Origin of the sequence: Pseudomonas sp. LFS074 (genome assembly GCF_047978165.1) — a bacterium.
GTDB classification, from domain to species: Bacteria; Pseudomonadota; Gammaproteobacteria; order Pseudomonadales; family Pseudomonadaceae; genus Aquipseudomonas; species Aquipseudomonas putida_P.
Genome location: NZ_JBFPFV010000002.1, coordinates 327,514 through 340,847, shown reverse-complemented (window position 1 = coordinate 340,847; position 13,334 = coordinate 327,514). Strand labels below are relative to the sequence as shown.

Genomic DNA, 13,334 nt, shown 5'->3' with positions numbered 1-13,334 from the left:
CAGTGCAGGTACAACGTTCTAGCCTTGGACGGGCCGTGCTCCATGGCCGCAATGAAGGCGCAGGTAGTTGCAATGACGATTTCTCGACGCGGGTTCATCGCTGCTGTGGCATTGACGGGCGTAGCGGTACCCGGAGCGCTGTATTTACAGCGCCAGCGGGATGCCGAGGCGTTTCCGGAAACGCCTGGCGAGGCTGTTGTCGAGTTGGCCGATACCCGCCTGCAGCAGCTGGGCGACATCCTGCGGGGCATCTGGCGCTGGACTGCACATGGCAAGGATGCCCAACTGCTGGGTTTGCCCGACGGGGAGCTGGAATTGTTTCTGGATGTCGCCAGCAATGGCCGGGGGCTGCGAGGTTACCTGGACACCGCCGAACGCCTGCGCAGTGAGCAGGAACCCCGTTATCGGGTCATGGGTGACTTGCTGACGGACAAGCCCGGGATGTTGCGCTGGCGGCTGTTTTCAACCGAGCCCGGTGCAGGGCAGGCGCGCTATGAATGCCATGTGGTGCTCGATGAGGTCTGGGGCGCCTATGGCAATGCCGGGCCGGCAACGCTCAATGGTCGTATCTCGGCCCTGGACCGCGCCCTGTCTCTGCCTGTTCTGGACAATGGCTTCCTGGCCTTGAAGCGGCCTTTCCCGGAGGCTCGCGAACGTACGCCGCTGTCGCCACAGCTGCTGGCGTGGCTCATTTCGCCGGAGCATCGGCTGTTCCACCAGCTATGGCACGCATCGCGGGACAAGTGGCACAAGCTGGAAGAGGACAAGCAATCCGCCCTGCGTGGCTTGGGCTGGCAACCCGGGCCGCGTGGCCAGGAGCGTGATGCGCGTGGCCGGCACAAGGATCGCAACGGTTCCGGAGAGGACTTCCTGTTCATGCACCGGCACATGCTCGGCAGTGCCAGGGCCCTGCAGGACCTGCCTTCGTGGACGCGGTTCCCGCTGCCTCAGCCGGAGCTCGAGCGTGACCGCATCGGTTTTGCCCGTTACTTCGACAACCACGACGGCAATGCCTTGCCACCGACCTGGCTGGCCCATGACGACCAGGAGTACACCCAGTGGGTACGCGACATCAAAAGCCCGGATACCTTCCACGGCAACTTTCAGGTCTGGGAGTCGCGCTACAGTGATCCGGAATATCTGAGCAAGCTGACCTTGGGGCAGTTCGGCTCAGAACTGGAGCTGGGCCTGCATGACTGGTTGCACATGCGTTGGGCGGCGGTGCCGCGCGACCCGTCCAACGGTATGCCGGTGCCTGCTGCACGTACCCCGGGTGATTTCGCTGAGCGCTGGTTCGAAGCACGCAACGATTTTCTCGGCGACCCGTTCTCGTCACATGTAAACCCGGTGTTCTGGCATTTTCATGGCTGGATCGACGACCGAGTCGACGATTGGTTCCGAGCCCATGAGCGGGTCCACCCGGGTGAGATCCGCCGCTTGCAGGTGAACGGCGTGCCCTGGTTCGCACCCGGGCGTTGGGTGGCGGTGGCTGACCCGTGGCTGGGTCCCGATACCCATGGCTGTTCGACGGTGCCGGGCTTGCGGCCCGGTCGAAGCGTCGAAATGGACCCGGAAACCATGAAGCTGGCGTTGCGCATCATTTATGGCAACGAAGACCTCTTTGCCCGGCTGCAACCACGGGTGCCGCAGCGCCCCTGGTATGCCCGCAATCTCAAGGTTGTACGGGCGTCGGGTTGACGGTAAGCACAGCGCAGGTGTGCGTTGCTGAGAATCATTATATTTTGTAAGATCGCACGCTGATATCACTCAGTTCTGCATCTGCCCCAGCGTGGGTGTGCAGACGATTCCAGGTGTGTTTGTGGAACGTTACTATCGTGAGTTGGTGAGTTTCCTGTCCGCGCGCTTGGGTAACCGTCAGGCGGCAGAGGATGTTGCCCACGATGCCTACCTGCGGGTACTGGAGCGAACGGACAACGGGCAGATCGAGCATCCGCGCGCATTCCTGTACCGTATCGCCCTGAACCTGGTGATCGACCGTCATCGTCGCCATCTGGTGCGTCAGGCCGAACCGCTTGAGATACTCGACAGTGATGAGGGCGGGCATGTGCCGGCGCTGGCGCAGGAACTGCAGCTCAACCAACGCCTGGCCCTCATGCAGCGGGCGCTTGACGAACTGACCGGCCCCTGCCGCGAATGCTTCCTGCTGCGCAAGATCGAAGGCCTTTCACATCTGCAGATCGCCGAGCGGCTGGGCATCTCCCGCAGCCTGGTGGAAAAGCACATCGTCAATGCCATGAAGCACTGCCGGGTGCGCATGCGGCAATGGGAATCCTGATTGCCAGGTTAAAGGCAAATGCAAATTCCGTCAGTCAATCACTTGATTTATGCGGCTTTCCCGACTTCTATCAAAGAAGACCGTTGCCGGGCATGGCCTTGGCATTAGCCGTTATTGGCGCAGTATGGTCATGGAGCGTGCCCATTACCCAATGGCCTAGGTCCGACCATGGTAAACAAGACCCTGCGCATTCTCATCGCCGATACACACCCGTGCCAGCGCCTGCAGCTGGAGCGGTTGCTCAATGGTTTGGGCTATTACCGGATAGCCCCAGTGGCCAGCTTCGAGGAGCTGCAGCGCCTGGTGCAGTGCGCCTTGCAGCCCTTTCACCTGTTGCTGGGCAATATCGAGCTGGCCAGCCATTGTGGCGTCGATCTAGAGCGCTTCTGCCGTGTCAGCACACAGATCCAGCATGCACTGCTTTACCATTCCAGCCAGTTGAAAGTGCCAGCAGTGCCGCAGGCCGAGCGCCAGGCGGTCAGCCTGAGCCTGCCTCAGGCGCCCGATAACGAGGCGCTGGAGACGTTCATGGCAATCATCGACGCACCGATGGTGGTCGGCAGACTACCGCTGCCGGGCACCCTGCCGGCCAATACAGCGCGGCCACGGCCGCGAGCCAACTTTGCGCATACGGTGTTCAACCGCTAGCGGTACCACCGGCGGGGCAATCGGGCAGCTATTTGTTATGCTCTTGCCCTTTGCCGATCTGCGGACCCTGCCATGACTGCCATCGATACCGCTCGCCCGCCCCGGTTCAGCCGCGGCGACCATCGGACCCTGGGCCTGGCGGCGCTGGGTGGCGCGCTGGAAATCTACGACTTCATCATTTTCGTGTTCTTCGCGCTGACCCTCAGCCAGCTGTTCTTCCCGCCCGAGATGCCCGAATGGCTGCGCTTGCTGCAAAGCTTCGGAATCTTCGTCACCGGCTATCTGGCGCGGCCGCTGGGCGGCATCCTGATGGCGCACTTCGCCGACCACCTGGGGCGCAAGCGGGTATTCAGCCTGAGCATCCTGATGATGGCCCTGCCGTGTCTGCTGATCGGGGTGATGCCGACCTATGCCGACATCGGCTATGCCGCCCCGCTGATCCTGTTGGCCTTGCGCATCCTCCAGGGGGCTGCCGTAGGCGGTGAAGTGCCAAGCGCCTGGACGTTCGTTGCCGAGCACGCGCCCAACGGGCGGCGCGGTTATGCCCTGGGCTTTCTGCAGGCCGGGCTGACTTTCGGCTACCTGCTGGGGGCGCTGACCGCCACCTTGCTGGCGCAACTGTTCACCCCGCAGGAAATCCTCGATTACGCCTGGCGCTACCCGTTCCTGTTGGGTGGGGTGTTCGGTGTGGTGGGTGTGTGGCTGCGCCGCTGGCTCAGTGAAACACCGGTGTTCCTCGCCCTGCGCGCGCGCCAGGAGCAACCTGTGAGTTTTCCGCTGCGGCGAGTGCTGGGTGAACACCGCCGGGCATTGATCCCTGCCGCGTTGCTGACCTGTGTGCTGACCTCGGCGGTGGTGGTGCTGGTGGTGATCACGCCGACGGTGATGCAGCAGCGCTTCGGCATGACTGCCGGGCATACCTTCGCCCTCAGCAGTGTGGGCATCGTCTTCCTCAACATGGGCTGCGTGCTGGCCGGGCTGCTGGTCGACCGTGTGGGTGCCTGGCGCGCGCTGATGCTGTATAGCCTGTTGCTGCCGCTGGGTATTGGCGCGTTGTACGCCAGCCTGGTGGGGCAGTGGGGCATGACCTGGCTGGCCTATGCGCTGGCGGGGTTGAGCTGTGGCGTGGTGGGGGTGGTGCCCTCGGTGATGGTGGGGCTGTTCCCGGCGCAGATCCGCGTATCGGGCATTTCCTTCACCTACAACGTAGCCTACGCAGTGTGGGCCAGTACCACGCCGCTGGCACTGATTGCGCTGATGCCGTGGAGCCCGTGGGTGTGTGTCGGGTTTTGTCTGATCATGGGCGCGGTGGGGCTGCTGACGGCCTTGTATTTCGGGCGTCGTGAGCCATTGGTGTTTGCGGCGGAGCCGATGCCGGTCATGTGTGGCGACAAATGATCGGGTAACGCGCATGGGGCATTGAGTCATCCTTCCGGGCGGGGGTTATTGGAATAACCTATTGGCCAGATTTAACCTGGAAGGTTAATTTCTCATGGAAAAGAGAACGCCTCACTGCCCTTTGCATCGGCTGCAAGTGCTATTGAGCCAAGGGAAGGTACGTACCACCCAGGCGGCGACCCTGGGAGCGCGGTCGCTTGGGCTAGGTCCCTATGACATGTTGGATGTTGTCCGCGGGCTATCGCCAGGTGACTTCCATAAAAGTATGACGAGCTACAACGATCATCGTATTTGGCAGGATGTCTATCGGGCGCAAACCGCCGTAGGCAGGGTTTACCTCAAGCTGACGGTGGTCGACGATCTGCTCATCCTATCTTTCAAGGAGCTTTGAAATGAAATGTCCCCTATGTGGAGGAGCGGAGTTGGTTGCGCAGTCGCGAGACATGCCGTATCGCTACAAAGGTGAGGCGACCGTCATCCCGGACATCTTTGGTGACTACTGCCCGACGTGTGGCGAGGCGGTACTGGGCATGGACGAGGCCCAGCGTATGAGTGATCTGATGACGGCGTTTGAGCGCAAGGTCAATGCAGCCGTTGTCGATCCCGGCTTCATTGCTGCCATGCGCAGAAAGTTCGACCTCGACCAGCGTGAAGCGGGGGAAATCTTCGGTGGTGGGGTCAATGCGTTCTCCCGTTATGAAAACGGCAAGACCACCCCGCCAGTGGCGTTGGTGAAACTGCTCAAGCTGCTGGATCGCCATCCAGAACTCTTTGAGGAAGTGCGTACTGCCTGATAATGGCAGCCAACAAAAAGCCCCCGGCTCATGAGGACCGGGGGCTTTTTGTTGCCGCAAGGGCAGGGGCCTTACATGTTCGGGTAGTTCGGCCCGCCAGCGCCTTCAGGGGTGACCCAGGTGATGTTCTGGGCCGGGTCCTTGATGTCGCAGGTCTTGCAGTGCACGCAGTTCTGCGCGTTGATCTGGAAACGCTTGTTGCCGTCTTCCTGGGTGACCACTTCGTACACACCTGCCGGGCAGTAGCGCTGGGCAGGCTCGTCGTACAGCGGCAGGTTGCTGGCGATCGGTACGCTCGGATCGGTCAGCTTCAGGTGGCAGGGTTGTTCCTCTTCGTGGTTGGTGCTGGAGAGGAATACCGAGCTGAGCTTGTCGAAGCTGAGCTTGCCGTCCGGTTTCGGGTAGTCGATCTTTTTCGAGTCGGCGGCCAGCTTGAGGCAGGCATAGTCCGGCTTGGTGTCGTGCAGGGTGAACGGCAGCTTGCCACCGAACCAGTTCTGGTCGACATAGTTGAACGCCGCGCCCAGCAGCGGGCCGAACTTGTGCATGGCCGGGCCGAAGTTGCGGCTGGCGAACAGTTCTTCGTACAGCCAGCTGGCCTTGAAGGCGCTGACATAGCTGTTCAACTGATCACCGCCTTCGCTACCGGCGATCAATGCGTCGGCCACTGCTTCGGCAGCAAGCATGCCGGACTTCATCGCGGTATGGCTGCCCTTGATCTTGGCCACGTTCATGGTGCCCAGGTCGCAACCGATCAGCGCGCCACCATTGAAGACCATTTTCGGCAGCGAGTTGATGCCGCCCTTGGCCAAGGCGCGGGCGCCGTAGCTGATGCGCTTGCCGCCCTCGAGGTACTGGCTGATCACCGGGTGGTGCTTGAGGCGCTGGAATTCGTCGAACGGCGACAGGTAGGGGTTGGCGTAGGACAGGTCGACGATCAGGCCGACCACCACTTGGTTGTTTTCCAGGTGATAAAGGAACGAGCCACCGGTGTTTTCCTTGGCCACCACGTCCAGCGGCCAGCCGGCGGTGTGAACCACCAGGCCCTGTTCGTGCTTGGCCGGGTCGATTTCCCAGATTTCCTTCAGACCGATGCCGTAGTGCTGGACGTCGGACTCGCTGTCGAGGTTGAAGCGCTTGATCAGCTGCTTGCCAATATGGCCACGGCAGCCTTCGGCGAACAGGGTGTACTTGGCGCGCAGTTCCATGCCCGGGGTGTACAGGCCGTCCTTGGGGTTGCCTTCACGGTCGACACCGAGGTCGCCGGTAACGATGCCGCGGACCACGCCGTTGTCGTCGAACAGCGCTTCCTGGGCGGCGAAGCCCGGGTAGATCTCTACACCGAGGTTTTCGGCCTGCTGCGCCAGCCAGCGGCACAGGTTGCCCAGCGAGATGATGTAGTTGCCATGGTTGTGCATGGTCTTGGGCACGAACAGGTCAGGCACCTTGGTCGCGCTGCCGGCATCCTTGAGCACGTAGATGTCGTCGCGCTTCACTTCGGTGTTCAGCGGTGCACCGAGTGCTTTCCAGTCGGGGAACAGCTCGTTCAGGGCGCGGGGCTCGAACACTGCGCCAGAGAGGATGTGGGCGCCGACTTCAGAGCCTTTCTCCACCACGCAGACGCTGATTTCGCTACCGGCTTCGGCGGCCTTCTGCTTCAGGCGGCAGGCGGCGGACAGGCCCGCCGGGCCGGCGCCGACGATGACCACGTCGAATTCCATGTATTCGCGTTCCACTGGTTCTCTCCTACTCATCAAGGCTCGTGCTGTTGCTTTGTCTTATGGGTGCGGGGCATTCGCAGCGGTTCTACGCAACGGCGGAACTGTAGCTGGGCAAATGACGGACTACACCGTTTTGTCTTGGCCGCGCATTATATCTACACCACTTGGCGGGTCCAATACAAACGTTTGTTTGAATTTGCCGCAGGCCAGTAAAATCACAGGAACGCGGCTGGAGGGTGACCGATTTGCCGTATTGACCGGAATGGGTGTTACGGTCAAGATACGAGCGGTTTTACGTTCGCCGTAGGCTTGCAGCCGGGCGCAGGTACACCTCTAAAGACCAGGTGTGGAGCAGGGTTTTGCGGGCTTAGGCCGGTTTGTAGTGGAGTTTACACGCCACGACAGGAAATGACCCGTGAGGATTTGTCGCAAGAGTCCGAACAAGACTGTTTGGTCACTGTGAAGTTGCTGCCTCCCGATACGTCTTTAGAGGTGCCCTTGTACCCACGCGCATCGCAGGGCTCTGCCCCAGGCGACTATCTATTCACCGGAGAGTAACGAGGAATCCATGAAGGTTCTTGTAGCTGTCAAACGAGTGGTCGACTACAACGTCAAGGTTCGCGTCAAAGCGGACAACTCCGGCGTCGACCTTGCTAACGTCAAGATGTCCATGAACCCCTTCTGCGAAATCGCCGTCGAAGAAGCCGTGCGCCTGAAGGAAAAAGGCGTTGCGACCGAGATCGTCGTCGTTTCCGTCGGCCCGACCACTGCCCAGGAGCAACTGCGTACCGCCCTGGCCCTGGGTGCCGACCGTGCCATCCTGGTAGAAGCCGCTGACGAACTGAACTCCCTGGCCGTGGCCAAGGCGCTGAAGGCCGTTGTCGACAAGGAGCAGCCGCAGCTGGTCATCCTCGGCAAACAGGCCATCGACAGTGACAACAACCAGACCGGCCAGATGCTGGCCGCGCTGACTGGCTTCGCCCAGGGCACCTTCGCTTCCAAGGTCGAAGTCGCTGGCGACAAGCTGAATGTCACCCGTGAAATCGATGGCGGCCTGCAGACCGTTGCGCTGAACCTGCCCGCGATCGTCACCACCGACCTGCGCCTGAACGAGCCACGCTACGCGTCGCTGCCGAACATCATGAAGGCCAAGAAGAAGCCGCTGGAGACTGTTACTCCAGACGCACTGGGCGTTTCCCTCGCCTCCACCAACAAGACCGTGAAGGTTGAAGCCCCGGCTGCCCGCAGCGCGGGCATCAAGGTCAAATCGGTGGCCGAACTGGTCGAGAAGCTGAAGAACGAAGCGAAGGTAATCTGATATGACTATCCTGGTTGTCGCTGACCTTCTACAAGGTCCGGAGAACGGTGCCGTAGCCCCGGCCACCCTGAACACTGTCGCCGCAGCCGCCAAGATCGGTGGTGATGTGCACGTGCTGGTCGCAGGCCAGAACGTCGGTGGCGTTGCTGAAGCCGCTGCCAAAATCGCTGGCGTTGCCAAGGTGCTGGTGGCTGATAACGCCGCCTACGCCCACGTCCTGCCGGAAAACGTCGCGCCGCTGATCGTCGAGCTGGCCAAGGGTTACAGCCATGTGCTGGCCCCGGCTACCACCAACGGCAAGAACATCCTGCCACGTGTTGCCGCGCTGCTGGACGTGGACCAGATCTCCGAGATCATCTCGGTCGAGTCCGCCGACACCTTCAAGCGCCCGATCTATGCGGGTAACGCCATTGCTACCGTGCAATCGAGCGCGGCCATCAAGGTGATCACCGTGCGTACCACCGGCTTCGACGCCGTGGCCGCCGAAGGTGGTTCGGCTGCCGTCGAGGCTGTTGGCGCTGCGCACAACGCCGGCATTTCGGCTTTCGTTGGCGAAGAGCTGGCCAAGTCCGATCGCCCAGAGCTGACCGCAGCCAAGATCGTCGTTTCCGGCGGCCGTGGCATGGGCAACGGTGACAACTTCAAGCACCTGTACAGCCTGGCCGACAAGCTCGGCGCCGCCGTCGGTGCTTCGCGCGCCGCGGTCGACGCAGGCTTTGTGCCGAACGACATGCAGGTCGGCCAGACCGGCAAGATCGTTGCGCCACAGCTGTACATCGCCGTCGGTATCTCCGGCGCGATCCAGCACCTGGCCGGCATGAAAGACTCCAAAGTGATCGTGGCGATCAACAAGGATGAAGAAGCGCCGATCTTCCAGGTGGCTGATTACGGCCTGGTTGCTGACCTGTTCGAAGCGGTGCCGGAGCTGGAAAAGCTGGTCTGATCCGCCTGCTTCACTTATAAAGAACCCGGCCCTCGTTTTGAGGGTCGGGTTTTTTTATGGCTTGAGGGGTGAGGGATGACGTTGCGCGGAACGGGCAGGGTGCTGGCATGTGTGGCGCTGTTGGTGTCACCACTGGCCATGGCTGCAGGCAAGTGCGAGCGCCTGGTGGCGACCGGCAGCCCTGATGCGCCGCCCTATTCGTGGCAGGACCCGAAAGACCCGAAGCACCTGGTCGGCGCCAACGTTGACCTGTTGCGCCAGGTGGCGGAAGAGCTGGGTGTGAAGGTCGAGGTGCTGAGTGCCGGTCGCCGTGATCAGGCGCTGGAAGAGGTGCGCAGCGGGCGCATGGACCTGCTGCTCGACACCCCCATGCAGGTGGAGCAACTGACCGCGCTGGACTACATCCATCCGCCGTTGCAGCTCAATGAGTACCTGGTGTGGACCCGCCATGATGCAGCGGTGACCTTTGATGGCCCGGCCGATCTGGCCAGGTACCAGGGCAGTTTGTCCGAGCGTGCGCGCCTGACCCCGGCCTTTACTGCGTTCGCCAAGGCCCAGCTCAAGCTGGTGCCGGCGCAGAACCTGACCCAGGCGTTCCAGAAACTGGTACTCGGCCAGGTGGATTATGTGCTGGCTGGCCGTTACTCCGGTATGGCCATGGCCCAGAGCCTGGGTATGAGCAATGACCTGATAGCCCGCGGCTTGCCGGTGGACAGGCCGGGCCTGTACCTGGCGCTGTCGCACAACTCGGCGTGCAATGACAGCTGGTTGCGTGGGCAATTGGCAAAAAAACTGACAGAATTGCCGATCTCTGGTGCATCCGAAGCTGTGCTGCAACGTAATGTCGAGCGCTGGAAAGCGCAGTTGCACGTGCCTGCGGACGCCCCCAAACACTAGGAAGATTGCGTGAGAACCCAACCACTAATCCTCGCCCTGGCCGTGCTCGGCCTGGCTGGCTGCGCCAATGATCCGGCCCCTGACGAGCAGATGCGCATTTCCGAACAGGCTCTGGACCAGGCCAAGGCCGTCGGCGCCACTGAGCAGGTAGAAACGCTGAAACTGGCTGAAGACAAGCTGGCCCGCGCCAAGGCCAACATGCTTACCCAGGACTATCGCGATGCGCGCATGCGCGCCGAGCAGGCCGAGCTGGATGCGCGCCTGGCCGAGGCCCAGGTGCTGAACCAGAAGAGCGAAGAGCAGCTGCAGGTGCTGCAGTCGCGGGTCAAGCGCTTGCGCAAGCAACTGGAGGTGCAGCCATGATCCGTCGTACGCCTTTGGCTGCATTGGCATTGTTGGCGCTGACGGCAGGTTTGCAAGGTTGTGCCAGCCAGCGCAGCAGTGCCGCGTTGGATGAGGCCACCGTCGCCTTCCAGGGTGTCAAAGATGATTCCGATGTGCTGCGCAGCGCGCCGCGTGACGTGATTCGGGCGGGTGAATCGCTGGCTCGCGCCGAGCGCCTGTCCAGTTACATCGGCACCGGTTCTGATGTGCGGCATTATGCTTACCTCAGCCAGCGCTACAGCGAGATTGCCCGCGAGCATGCCAAGCTGGCGCTGAACCAGGAGCGCCAGGCCAAGCTCGACCTGGAGCGCCAGCGCCTGCAGCTGGCCTTGCGTGAGGCCAAGCTGGCCAGCGTGCAGCAGCAGGGCAAGTGGGTCGAGTCGCAGATTGCTGCGTTGGCTTCGGAGCAGACCGACCGTGGCTTGGTGATGACCTTGGGCGATGTGCTGTTCGATACCGGCAGTGCCGACCTGAAGAACTCGGCCAGCCGGACTGTGCTCAAGCTGGTGCAGTTCCTGCAGCTCAACCCGCGCCGGGTAGTGCGTATCGAGGGCTATACCGACAGTACTGGCGCGGGCGAGGAAAATCTCAAGCTGTCGCGCGACAGGGCGCAGTCCGTGGCCGACATGCTTGTGGACCTGGGCATCGATGAAAAGCGCCTGCAGGTCGAGGGCTATGGCGACCAGTACCCGATCGAGGCCAATGCTTCGGAGCGGGGCAGGGCGCAAAACCGACGAGTGGAGATCGTATTCTCCGATGACAAGGGTCGGCTCGCGCCAGCGCGCTGAGTCTTGTCGAAACGGGCCGCTTTGCGGCCCGTTTTATGTCGGTTTAATCGTTTCGATAGCGGTCACGCTGTTGTATTGTCGACTATGTTGCAATCTGTCCCAGTACACTTTGCAACTGTTACGGTATTCTCTACCGTCAGTGACCCGTACAAGAATAACGAGCATGTCGACATGACCAACCTGCTGCTGTACCAGCGTATCGCCCAGCAACTGGCCGATGATATCCGTCGCGGTGTCTACCAGCCAGGCGAGCGGGTACCTTCCGTGCGCAAGATGAGCGCCCAGCTCAACGTCAGCCATGCCACGGTGTTGCAGGCCTATGCCAATCTTGAGGACCAAGGGCTTATCCGGGCGCGGCCGCAGTCTGGCTATTACGTGCACCAGACCCCTGCCTTGACCGCGCAAACCCCGGACATCGCCCGGGTGGAACGCCCCGGCCTGGTCACGCGCGCCAGCATCATCCAGCAGGTGCTGACTGAGGCGCGCCGCGATGGTGTGTTCCCGTTTGGCGCTGCAGTGCCGCATGTCGACTACCTGCCAGTGCGCGCCCTGCATCAGCAAATCGCCAAGGTGACGCGCTTCCACAGCCCGCGCGCCTTCAGCTACATGTTCAGCCCCGGTTTCGAGCCGCTGCGCCGACAGATTGCCATACGCATGCGCGATGCCGGCGTGCTGGTCGACCCGCGCGAAGTGATCGTGACCCATGGGTGTGTCGATGCCCTGCAGATGTCGCTGCGGGTGCTCACCCGCCCAGGTGACCTGATTGCCGCCGAGTCGCCGACCTATTACGGCTTGCTGCAGCTGGCTGACCTGCTGGGTTTGAAAGTGATCGAAATCCCCAGTGACCCGTCCACCGGTATCAGCCTCGAAGCCTTGCAACTGGCGGCTAACCAATGGTCGATCAAGGCGCTGGTGCTCACTGCGCGCTTGAGCAACCCGCTGGGCGGCACCGTTCCCGAAGAGCGGCAAAAGCAATTGCTGCGCCTGGCCTCGGACTTCGATATCCAGATCATCGAGGATGACATCTACGGTGAGCTGATGTTCGAGCAGGGCAAGACCAAGGCGCTGAAGGCGTTCGACCGGCTGGACCGGGTAATCTACTGTTCGAGCTTCTCCAAGACCCTGTCCCCTGGCGTGCGGGTGGGCTGGATGATCGCCGGGCGTTACCAGGACGAGATTCAGCGCCTGCAGACGTTTACCACCCACTCGGCCTGTAGCGTGACGCAGATGGGCGTGGCAGCCTACCTGGAGAATGGCGGCTACGACCGGCATCTGCGCTACATACGCCAGGAATATCGCAAGAACCTCAGTGCCTATCAGTTGGCAGTGCAGCAGCACTTCCCCGAGGGTACCCAGATGACCCGGCCGACAGGCGGCTTCATTCTCTGGGTGAGCCTGCCGGGTCGGGTCAATACCCAGGAGCTGCATGTGCGCGCGCTGGAGCAGGGCATCAGCATTGCGCCAGGACTTATATTCAGTAACACAGAGCAGTTCAACCACTGTGTGCGACTCAACTGCGGCATTCCTTGGAATAAGGAGGCCGAGCGGGCTGTGATTACGCTCGGTTTGCTGGCGCAGCAGTTGTGCAGGGAGACTGCGGTTACGCTTTTGTAAGGCTTGCAAGCTGCCTGTGGAACAGGGAGCATACGCATTTTTCCTGCCAGTCTGTCCATTTGCCATGAACGTTTTGCGCTGCTTTGTTCTGATCGTGTGCCTTTTGCCGTTTTGCTGCCCGGTCGCCCCTGCCTTGGCTGCGCAACCGGCAAACGAGGTTCAGGCGGCTCAGGGTAAGCACGTGCCAAAAAAGGCGACAGCCAAGCCCGCGCACAAGCCGGTCAGCAAAGCGGTTGCCAAGCCATTGCCCAAGACAGGGCTGGACCTTAGCTTGCCCGTCGAGATGGTCAACAACCTTGAGCCGAATGTGGGCACGCTTTCCCCAATCCAGCGGCGCAAACCTTTGTTGCCGCCCATGTTCACAGAAAAGCCAGAGACCAATGACAGCCCGTTCCAGCTCAATGGCCGGCTGATCAACAACGAAATGCAGCTGCAACTGCGCAATGATAGCCGTCGTGAGGTGGAGGGCGCTGCCATCGATTTCGAGTATCGCCAATAGGCGAGAACTGACTGCTGGGTCACAGCAGATTTCA

14 protein-coding genes are annotated in these 13,334 nt (G+C 61.5%); 13 read left to right on the top strand and 1 reads right to left on the bottom strand.

Going from position 1 to position 13,334, the window contains the following annotated elements:
* Positions 1–72 precede the first annotated feature (72 nt).
* From ACNQP3_RS19715 to ACNQP3_RS19690, 6 genes are all read left to right on the top strand, one after another.
* Entirely contained in the window at positions 73–1,698 is a 1,626-nt protein-coding gene (locus tag ACNQP3_RS19715) for a twin-arginine translocation signal domain-containing protein (RefSeq protein WP_264316359.1), read from the top strand.
* Between the two features lie 121 nt (positions 1,699–1,819).
* The gene (locus tag ACNQP3_RS19710) at positions 1,820–2,296 is read left to right on the top strand and encodes a sigma-70 family RNA polymerase sigma factor (RefSeq protein ID WP_003254241.1); all 477 of its coding nucleotides are present in this window, start codon (positions 1,820–1,822) and stop codon (positions 2,294–2,296) included.
* Between the two features lie 168 nt (positions 2,297–2,464).
* On the top strand, positions 2,465–2,944 hold the full coding sequence (locus ACNQP3_RS19705) for a histidine kinase (protein ID WP_264316358.1): 480 nt from the start codon (positions 2,465–2,467) through the stop codon (positions 2,942–2,944).
* A 72-nt stretch (positions 2,945–3,016) separates the two neighbouring features.
* Complete coding sequence (locus ACNQP3_RS19700; RefSeq protein WP_004573659.1) at positions 3,017–4,342, top strand: MFS transporter; 1,326 nt, start codon at positions 3,017–3,019, stop codon at positions 4,340–4,342.
* Between the two features lie 94 nt (positions 4,343–4,436).
* Complete coding sequence (locus tag ACNQP3_RS19695) at positions 4,437–4,733, top strand: type II toxin-antitoxin system MqsR family toxin (RefSeq protein ID WP_019750831.1); 297 nt, start codon at positions 4,437–4,439, stop codon at positions 4,731–4,733.
* A gap of 1 nt (position 4,734) precedes the next feature.
* Entirely contained in the window at positions 4,735–5,136 is a 402-nt protein-coding gene (locus tag ACNQP3_RS19690) for a type II TA system antitoxin MqsA family protein (protein ID WP_029380550.1), read from the top strand.
* A 71-nt stretch (positions 5,137–5,207) separates the two neighbouring features.
* On the opposite strand, the gene ACNQP3_RS19685 is transcribed toward ACNQP3_RS19690, so the two are convergent.
* Positions 5,208–6,890, bottom strand: coding sequence for an electron transfer flavoprotein-ubiquinone oxidoreductase (locus ACNQP3_RS19685; protein WP_023389616.1), 1,683 nt, complete (start codon positions 6,888–6,890; stop codon positions 5,208–5,210).
* Between the two features lie 535 nt (positions 6,891–7,425).
* On the opposite strand from ACNQP3_RS19685, the gene ACNQP3_RS19680 reads away from it, so the two are divergent.
* From ACNQP3_RS19680 to ACNQP3_RS19650, 7 genes are all read left to right on the top strand, one after another.
* Complete coding sequence (locus ACNQP3_RS19680; RefSeq protein WP_003254232.1) at positions 7,426–8,175, top strand: electron transfer flavoprotein subunit beta/FixA family protein; 750 nt, start codon at positions 7,426–7,428, stop codon at positions 8,173–8,175.
* 1 nt (position 8,176) lies between these two features.
* Positions 8,177–9,118, top strand: a complete 942-nt coding sequence (locus ACNQP3_RS19675) for an electron transfer flavoprotein subunit alpha/FixB family protein (protein WP_047604111.1) — start codon at positions 8,177–8,179, stop codon at positions 9,116–9,118.
* Positions 9,119–9,193: 75 nt separating this feature from the next.
* Positions 9,194–10,015 (top strand): substrate-binding periplasmic protein, encoded by an 822-nt coding sequence (locus ACNQP3_RS19670; protein ID WP_003254229.1) that lies wholly within the window; start codon positions 9,194–9,196, stop codon positions 10,013–10,015.
* A 9-nt stretch (positions 10,016–10,024) separates the two neighbouring features.
* Positions 10,025–10,378, top strand: a complete 354-nt coding sequence (locus tag ACNQP3_RS19665) for a DUF4398 domain-containing protein (protein WP_003254227.1) — start codon at positions 10,025–10,027, stop codon at positions 10,376–10,378.
* Positions 10,375–11,187 carry an OmpA family protein gene (locus ACNQP3_RS19660; protein WP_003254225.1) on the top strand — a complete coding sequence of 271 codons (813 nt, stop codon included), beginning with the start codon at positions 10,375–10,377 and terminating at the stop codon, positions 11,185–11,187. Before ACNQP3_RS19665 ends, ACNQP3_RS19660 begins: the two co-directional genes overlap by 4 nt.
* A 171-nt stretch (positions 11,188–11,358) precedes the next feature.
* A complete protein-coding gene (locus ACNQP3_RS19655; RefSeq protein WP_003254223.1) occupies positions 11,359–12,801 on the top strand; it encodes a PLP-dependent aminotransferase family protein in 1,443 nt (480 codons plus the stop codon).
* Positions 12,802–12,865: 64 nt separating this feature from the next.
* Positions 12,866–13,300, top strand: coding sequence for a hypothetical protein (locus tag ACNQP3_RS19650; RefSeq protein WP_088513741.1), 435 nt, complete (start codon positions 12,866–12,868; stop codon positions 13,298–13,300).
* Positions 13,301–13,334: the final 34 nt, after the last annotated feature.

Coding starts and splice junctions, on each gene's coding strand:
- ACNQP3_RS19700 (WP_004573659.1), top strand. CDS start 3,017: ATGACTGCCATCGATACCGCTCGCCCGCCCCGGTTCAGCCGCGGCGAC.
- ACNQP3_RS19660 (WP_003254225.1), top strand. CDS start 10,375: ATGATCCGTCGTACGCCTTTGGCTGCATTGGCATTGTTGGCGCTGACG.
- ACNQP3_RS19675 (WP_047604111.1), top strand. CDS start 8,177: ATGACTATCCTGGTTGTCGCTGACCTTCTACAAGGTCCGGAGAACGGT.
- ACNQP3_RS19685 (WP_023389616.1), bottom strand. CDS start 6,890: ATGAGTAGGAGAGAACCAGTGGAACGCGAATACATGGAATTCGACGTG.
- ACNQP3_RS19655 (WP_003254223.1), top strand. CDS start 11,359: ATGACCAACCTGCTGCTGTACCAGCGTATCGCCCAGCAACTGGCCGAT.
- ACNQP3_RS19690 (WP_029380550.1), top strand. CDS start 4,735: ATGAAATGTCCCCTATGTGGAGGAGCGGAGTTGGTTGCGCAGTCGCGA.
- ACNQP3_RS19705 (WP_264316358.1), top strand. CDS start 2,465: ATGGTAAACAAGACCCTGCGCATTCTCATCGCCGATACACACCCGTGC.
- ACNQP3_RS19650 (WP_088513741.1), top strand. CDS start 12,866: ATGAACGTTTTGCGCTGCTTTGTTCTGATCGTGTGCCTTTTGCCGTTT.
- ACNQP3_RS19670 (WP_003254229.1), top strand. CDS start 9,194: ATGACGTTGCGCGGAACGGGCAGGGTGCTGGCATGTGTGGCGCTGTTG.
- ACNQP3_RS19715 (WP_264316359.1), top strand. CDS start 73: ATGACGATTTCTCGACGCGGGTTCATCGCTGCTGTGGCATTGACGGGC.
- ACNQP3_RS19695 (WP_019750831.1), top strand. CDS start 4,437: ATGGAAAAGAGAACGCCTCACTGCCCTTTGCATCGGCTGCAAGTGCTA.
- ACNQP3_RS19680 (WP_003254232.1), top strand. CDS start 7,426: ATGAAGGTTCTTGTAGCTGTCAAACGAGTGGTCGACTACAACGTCAAG.